General features: G+C 45.8%; 6 protein-coding genes. 3 read left to right on the forward strand and 3 right to left on the reverse strand.

Annotated elements, in window-relative coordinates; translation table 11 throughout:
* Together IT291_08250 and IT291_08255 are read left to right on the forward strand one after the other, a co-directional pair.
* On the forward strand, positions 1-211 hold a 211-nt coding region (locus IT291_08250), incomplete at its 5' end, for a hypothetical protein (protein ID MCC6221213.1).
* Between the two features lie 219 nt (positions 212-430).
* A complete protein-coding gene (locus IT291_08255; protein MCC6221214.1) occupies positions 431-2,194 on the forward strand; it encodes a UbiD family decarboxylase in 1,764 nt (587 codons plus the stop codon).
* Positions 2,195-2,240: 46 nt separating this feature from the next.
* On the opposite strand, the gene IT291_08260 is transcribed toward IT291_08255, so the two are convergent.
* Together IT291_08260 and IT291_08265 are read right to left on the reverse strand one after the other, a co-directional pair.
* Positions 2,241-3,101, reverse strand: coding sequence for a flagellin FliC (locus tag IT291_08260; protein ID MCC6221215.1), 861 nt, complete (start codon positions 3,099-3,101; stop codon positions 2,241-2,243).
* Between the two features lie 205 nt (positions 3,102-3,306).
* Positions 3,307-4,323 carry a transglycosylase SLT domain-containing protein gene (locus tag IT291_08265; GenBank protein MCC6221216.1) on the reverse strand — a complete coding sequence of 339 codons (1,017 nt, stop codon included), beginning with the start codon at positions 4,321-4,323 and terminating at the stop codon, positions 3,307-3,309.
* Between the two features lie 144 nt (positions 4,324-4,467).
* Here IT291_08265 and IT291_08270 point away from each other — a divergent pair, with 144 nt between their 5' ends.
* Entirely contained in the window at positions 4,468-5,511 is a 1,044-nt protein-coding gene (locus IT291_08270) for an aldo/keto reductase (protein ID MCC6221217.1), read from the forward strand.
* 212 nt (positions 5,512-5,723) lie between these two features.
* Here the strand turns inward: IT291_08270 and IT291_08275 are convergent, their stop codons facing one another.
* On the reverse strand, positions 5,724-6,143 hold the full coding sequence (locus IT291_08275; protein MCC6221218.1) for an FKBP-type peptidyl-prolyl cis-trans isomerase: 420 nt from the start codon (positions 6,141-6,143) through the stop codon (positions 5,724-5,726).
* Positions 6,144-6,179: the final 36 nt, after the last annotated feature.

The following is a 6,179-nucleotide window of genomic DNA, read 5'->3' on the forward strand; positions in this document are numbered from 1 at the left end:
ACACCCCTTTGTTGGTTTGGATGTCATCGATGCAAGCGTTAGAGGCAACACTGCTTATTTAAAGTTTCAGAAATTTAAACAGCCAGATAGCCCTATAATTTCGATAAAGCTCTATTGGATAGGGGGAGGCTGGCTCATTGTCGACGATTCTCTCTTTGGAAAGGAGGGGTTAATTGCAGAACTTAGCCAATCGCTACGCGCGGCTACGTAGTTGACATAACAGACAGATAGAGGTGATGCGAGAAAGCTCCGGTTTCCTCGCATTGGTAGTTCATAAAAAAAATGTAGGCGTGCAGGGTCTCGCTAATGAAGGCGGGGTCTTAAACAAAACCCGAGTGTATCTGCTATACTCGACGATTTTGTTTAATGATCTTAACGAGCAGTATCGGAAATCCTGAACGCTAACAAAAGAAATTTCTGAGGTAGTTCTATGCCCTTTGCCGACCTGCAAACATATATTACTGCGCTACGCAATAGAAATGATTTAGTAGAGATAAATACTTACGTAGACCCATATCTCGAGATACCAGAGATTCATCGCCGAGTAATCGCGGAATCTGGGCCAGCTCTACTATTTACGAATGTTCAAGGGAGCCCATATCCGGTCGCTACGAATCTCTTCGGCACAAAGGAGCGCGTTGAGCTAGCGTTTGCCGGAGCAGGCGCAAATTTTATTGCTAACATTAAGCAGGTAATCCAAGACTTAATGCCTCCGCTTAATTTCGATAAGCTTTGGACGGAACGCGGTTTTTTAAATAAGTTCTTAACGGTTGGGACTAAGTATACCAAAAAAAGCCCCATTACTAGCCACATGCAAATCCCCCCTATGCTTCAAGAGCTTCCAGTTTTGACTACTTGGAAAAAAGATGGCGGCCCCTTTTTAACACTGCCGTTGGTATACACAGAACATCCCGAGACTGGCGCTCACAACTTGGGAATGTATAGAATGCAAATCTACGATAACTCCCACACTGGCATGCACATGCAAATTGGCAGAGGGGGCGGTTTTCATCTCCATCGCGCCAGGCAACTTAACAAGAATCTTCCCGTCAATGTTTTTTTGGGTGGGCCACCGACTGCTATCCTAGCTGCCATTGCACCCATGCCTGAAAACATGCCAGAACTCATGTTAGCCTCTTTCTTATTGGACGATAAGATAAAGCTAACTCACAACCCCATTGGGCCCTTGCCGCTTCTCGCTCAGGCAGAATTCGCCTTAGTCGGGTATGTGCATCCCGAGCAGGTATTGCCCGAGGGCCCTTTTGGCGATCATTACGGCTACTATTCCCTTCAGCATGAGTACCCAGTCTTTACATGTGAAGCTGTATTTAATCGCAAAAATCCGATTTTTCCAGCAACGATAGTTGGCAAGCCATGCCAAGAAGACTACTTTATAGGAAACTATGTTCAAGAGCTCCTGTCACCCTTGTTCCCATTGGCAATGCCAACTGTAAAAAACCTTTGGAGTTATGGAGAGACGGGATATCACTCATTGGCGGCGGCCGTAGTCGAGGAGCGCTATAAACGAGAAGCTATGGTTTCTGCCTTCCGCATTCTTGGTGAAGGTCAATTATCTTTGACAAAGTTTCTCTTGCTAATTGACCGCGAAATGGATCTCAAGAACTTCCGTGGAGTATTGGAGTATATTTTGGAGCGCACAGATTTTAATACCGACTTCTTTGTGTTCTCCAATCTATCTATGGATACTCTCGATTACACTGGCCCCAAGATAAACGAGGGCAGCAAAGCCGTAATGTTGGGGATGGGACAACCAGTTCGTGGGCTTCCTAGCGAGTTTCACGGGGAGCCACCAGCAAATATCACCGATGTCAGGGTTTTTTGTTCGGGTTGCCTAGTTGTAAGTGGTCCAAGCTTTAGCGAGGATCCGGAAGCGCCAGAACGCATCGCCAATACGCCAACATTTTTTGGATGGCCGTTAATAATATTTGCCGACGATGCGAAGTTTAGCACTTCCACTGTGCAAAACTTCCTATGGTCGACATTTACTCGTTTTGAGCCAGCAGCCGATATCTATTCGCGTTCAACGACTGTGCACAGATTCCATCCGCGCCTGCAGTCACCCGTAGTTATAGATGCGAGAACGAAGCCTGGTTTCCCAGAAGAAGTCACCTGCGACGAAGAAACAAAGAAACTCGTCGATGCGCGATGGACAGACTATTTTTCAAAACGATAAGGGGAGTTTTAGAAATGGCTAGCTTTCTGCCACTCCCCTTCTATGTCTATTGTAGTAGCGATAACGCTAAGCTAGGCTGTTGGTTTGCTTGTGCTAGCACCGATGCAGCAGCTTGCTGTAAAATGTTTAGTCGAGTTAGCTCTGCGGCCTCTTCTGCCACATCGACATCTCTTATGCGACTTTCTGCGGACTGGAAATTTTCTCTTGCTACTAGCAGATTTTGAATCGTCATATTTAACCTGCTTTCTGCCGCACCCAAAGTTCCTCGATCCCGCGATATAGAGGATATAGCTGCCTTTACCGCATCGAGAGCAGAGCGAGCCGCAGTCTGCGCCTCAGCAACTGTAGCAGCATTGATTGAATAGAGAATCCTCGACGAACCACTTGGAGCTAATCCGAGCTGTGCCAATGTTGCAGCTACGCCCGAGTAAGTGATCTGCGATAGCGAGGAGCCATCGAAGCCAACCTGCAGTGAAATAGTTGCACCCCCAGAGAGGAGTTGCAAACCATTAAACTCAGTAGTATTTGCTATGCGCTCAATCTCGCTGTGGAGCATATCAAATTCAAGCGCTAACGCCGAACGCTGAGTAGTATTGAATACGCCGTTAGCAGACTGTTCTGCTAACTCCGCCAAGCGAGCAAGCACATTTCCAATCTCTCCCATTGCTCCATCAGTAATTGCTATAATCGATATGCCATCGTTGGCATTTCTAACGGCAACAGAGGCAATCCGCGTATCAGCTCGCAATTGCTCTGCTATCGATAAACCAGCAGCATCGTCCGATGCTCGAGTTATTCTAAGCCCTGACGATAGCCGCTCGTAAGCCTTTTGCAACCTATTAGTAGTAGAACCCAGATTCCTTTGTGAGTTTAGTGAAGGAACATTAGTCCGTATATTGATTCCCATATTGCTTTCTCCCCCAGCAATTGCTGACTAGCAGCATTAGCCTGCCCTTTATTAGGGTCCTTAATTTACCCCCTATCCATTGTGTGAAATGCGCGTGTCGTCTTACGCGCCTTTAAAACCAAAACAACCTAATCACTGCGATAAGCAGATGTCGTGCCAAAATCAAAGTGCAAGTTTAATTGGCATTGCCAGACGAGAAACGGTTCTACGCGTTTTGCTTAAAACCCATCACTCGCTTTACGTAACGCTGCGTATTCAGCGATAAATGTGGCTCGACAGCAGAAAAGTTTCCTGGATTTTCGCCGCGTGCTCGCGCCTTCTCCTGAGCACGCGCAACATTTCCTTGGCCGGTATTAAATGCCGCGACGGCAAGCTTTTCCAAATCATCGGCAGATATCGCCGGATAGGTTTTCATCTCGGATGTTAGCGCTGTCTCTTTACTAAACGTGTCGTGAAGTAGTCTTAAATACCCAACACCTAAATTTGAATTCAACTCTGGGTTAAATGCATCATAAGGCTTGTCTAGGTTCAAATGTTTAAGCATATCGCTAGCCGTTGAATCTAAGAGCTGAAACAAGCCCTTTGTTTCATGTCCATCTTTGCTGACGGCGTCAGTTCTAAATGAGGATTCGGCTGCGGCAACCGCTAAACCTAACTGCGGATCAACTCCGTGCTGCATTCCACTGGACATTATGATATTTCTTAGGTGGTCAAGCGAAAATTCCCTTTTCTCGACTTTAAACTGTTCTCGCATGTCTTTAATTTGTTGCTCAGAACTTTCTTCCAAGTCTTCCGCACTAAAAGGTAGCTTTATAGCTGGCGGTGGTGGTGGACTTTTGACCTCATAATTCTCATTTTTGACACCGTAAGACACCGCCTTTAGCGATTTTGCATCAATAATTGGCTTGGAAGCTATGTGGCTTGTATTTTCAATTTCCTTATTTAAAGATCTCTCTTTTTCGCCCAAGGTGAAGTTTGACAACGTCTCACCGACTGGGCGACTTTCCTTTTCCACCATGCAAATCGGGCTAGGCGGCATTTCTTTCGCGCTTGCCTCTGGCAATAATTTAGCCACATTACTTGGGTTTTGTTGCTCCACGAGCAAATCCGCAAAACTCTTGGGCTGATTTTTCGTGTCCGGCTCGGATAACCTCGAATGCTTACTTTTTGAAGCAATTCGTGCCATATTTATTTCGTAAGAAGTGTGAAATATAGATGCCATATGTTATTTAGCCTTTTAACCGTCCTTACAGAGTATGCCCAAAAACTCTTTATGGTAACTTGCAAAAAACTTTCATTGAACATATGAGCACATTTCATACCATATTCGGTTAATGCTTAAATTAGTAATACAAGTCCTAACAGTATGAACACAAAAAACATCACTGAATTATCCAATTATCGCTTACTAGGAAGAAGTGGCTTAAGAGTTTCCCCGCTTTGTCTTGGCACTATGACTTTTGGCACCGACTGGGGTTGGGGAAGTTCCAAGGATGTTTGCCGCGAGATATTTGATACTTATGTCGAGCGCGGCGGCAACTTCATCGATACCGCTAACTTTTATACGGGTGGCACTAGTGAGCGCATGTTAGGCGAGTTTATCAAACGTTTGCGAACTCGCTTAGTGCTTGCAACTAAGTATACGCTTTGCATAGCTCCTGGCGATCCGAATGCCGGTGGCAATCACCGCAAAAGTCTCGTCAATTCAGTGGAGACCAGTTTAAAAAATCTGAAGACAGATTTTATTGATCTATTATGGTTACACATTTGGGAAAACAGAACCCCCATAGATGAAATTATGCGAGCCCTCGACGATATGGTTAGGAGTGGCAAGGTGCTATACATCGGTGTATCGGACACGCCTGCATGGAAAATATCTCAGGCTAATACCATGGCAGACTTTAGGGGCTGGTCGCCATTTATCGCCTTACAAATTGAGTACAACCTAACTGAGCGCACGGCAGAGCGAGACTTGCTTCCGATGGCTAAGGATTTAAACTTAGCAGTGACTCCTTGGTCGCCGTTAGCGGGTGGCTTCTTGAGCTGTAAGCCCATTAGCGAAACCAAGGAAAGTGGCAAGCGCGATTTAAGCAAGAAACTTAGTGAGACAAATTTGAGAATTGCCGATAAGGTGCGAGAAGTTGCTGAAATCACGGGACGCACTTCAGCGCAAGTTGCATTAAATTGGCTTCTACAAAAGCCAGAGGTAACAAGCCCCATAATCGGCGCAAGGACTACCGAACAATTAGAAGACAATTTAGCAGCACTAGATTTTTGTCTAGCTAGTGAGCATTTGGTTGAACTCGATAACGTAAGCCAAATTTCTCTAGGCTTTCCCCACGATTTTCTAAATCGCGACTTTATCGGCAACATCATTACTGGAAATACAGTTGTAGAGAAACGGCGCTAAGACGCGAATTTAGCGACTGCGCAATCGCCGCCGCCTTTCCTTTACCCGATATGGGATTAAACAATATAGTTACATAGCGGCGGAGCATATTGACAGCGGTAACTAGCTAAATTTAAACAACTCAGTGCTAGCGAAATTTGATAAGTGCGCAGGCCCCCAAGGCCCATTTTATTGCTTCTTGAACCTTGGAAAGTTGCGACAGTATGCACCAACTAATTAACTTCTAGCAGTTCGACATCAAAAATGAGATTAGCATTTGGCGGAATGACTGCACCCGCTCCCTGGCTCCCATATCCCAGCTCGGACGGAATTAAGAGAGTTCTTTTCCCGCCCACCTTCATGCCAGCGACACCCTCGTCCCAGCCCCTAATCACTCTGCCAGCGCCCAGTGGGAAGCTAAATGGACTGCCGCGATCCACTGAGCTATCGAACTTAGTACCCTTGGCACCGTTATTGTCTAGCCAGCCGGTATAATGCACCTTCACCGTCTTTCCCTTAAGCGCCTCAGAACCCTCACCCACAACATTATCTTGGTATCTTAGTCCCGAATCAGTTGTAACTATTTCAGAGCCCGCTAACGCCGTAGTCGCCGATAACATGCCAAAAAGAAAAGCCAAATAACACTTCCTCATTTTTTTCCTCCGGTGGTTAGAAATAACATTTAAACC

The organism is Deltaproteobacteria bacterium, assembly GCA_020845775.1.
GTDB lineage: Bacteria > Bdellovibrionota_C > UBA2361 > SZUA-149 > JADLFC01 > JADLFC01.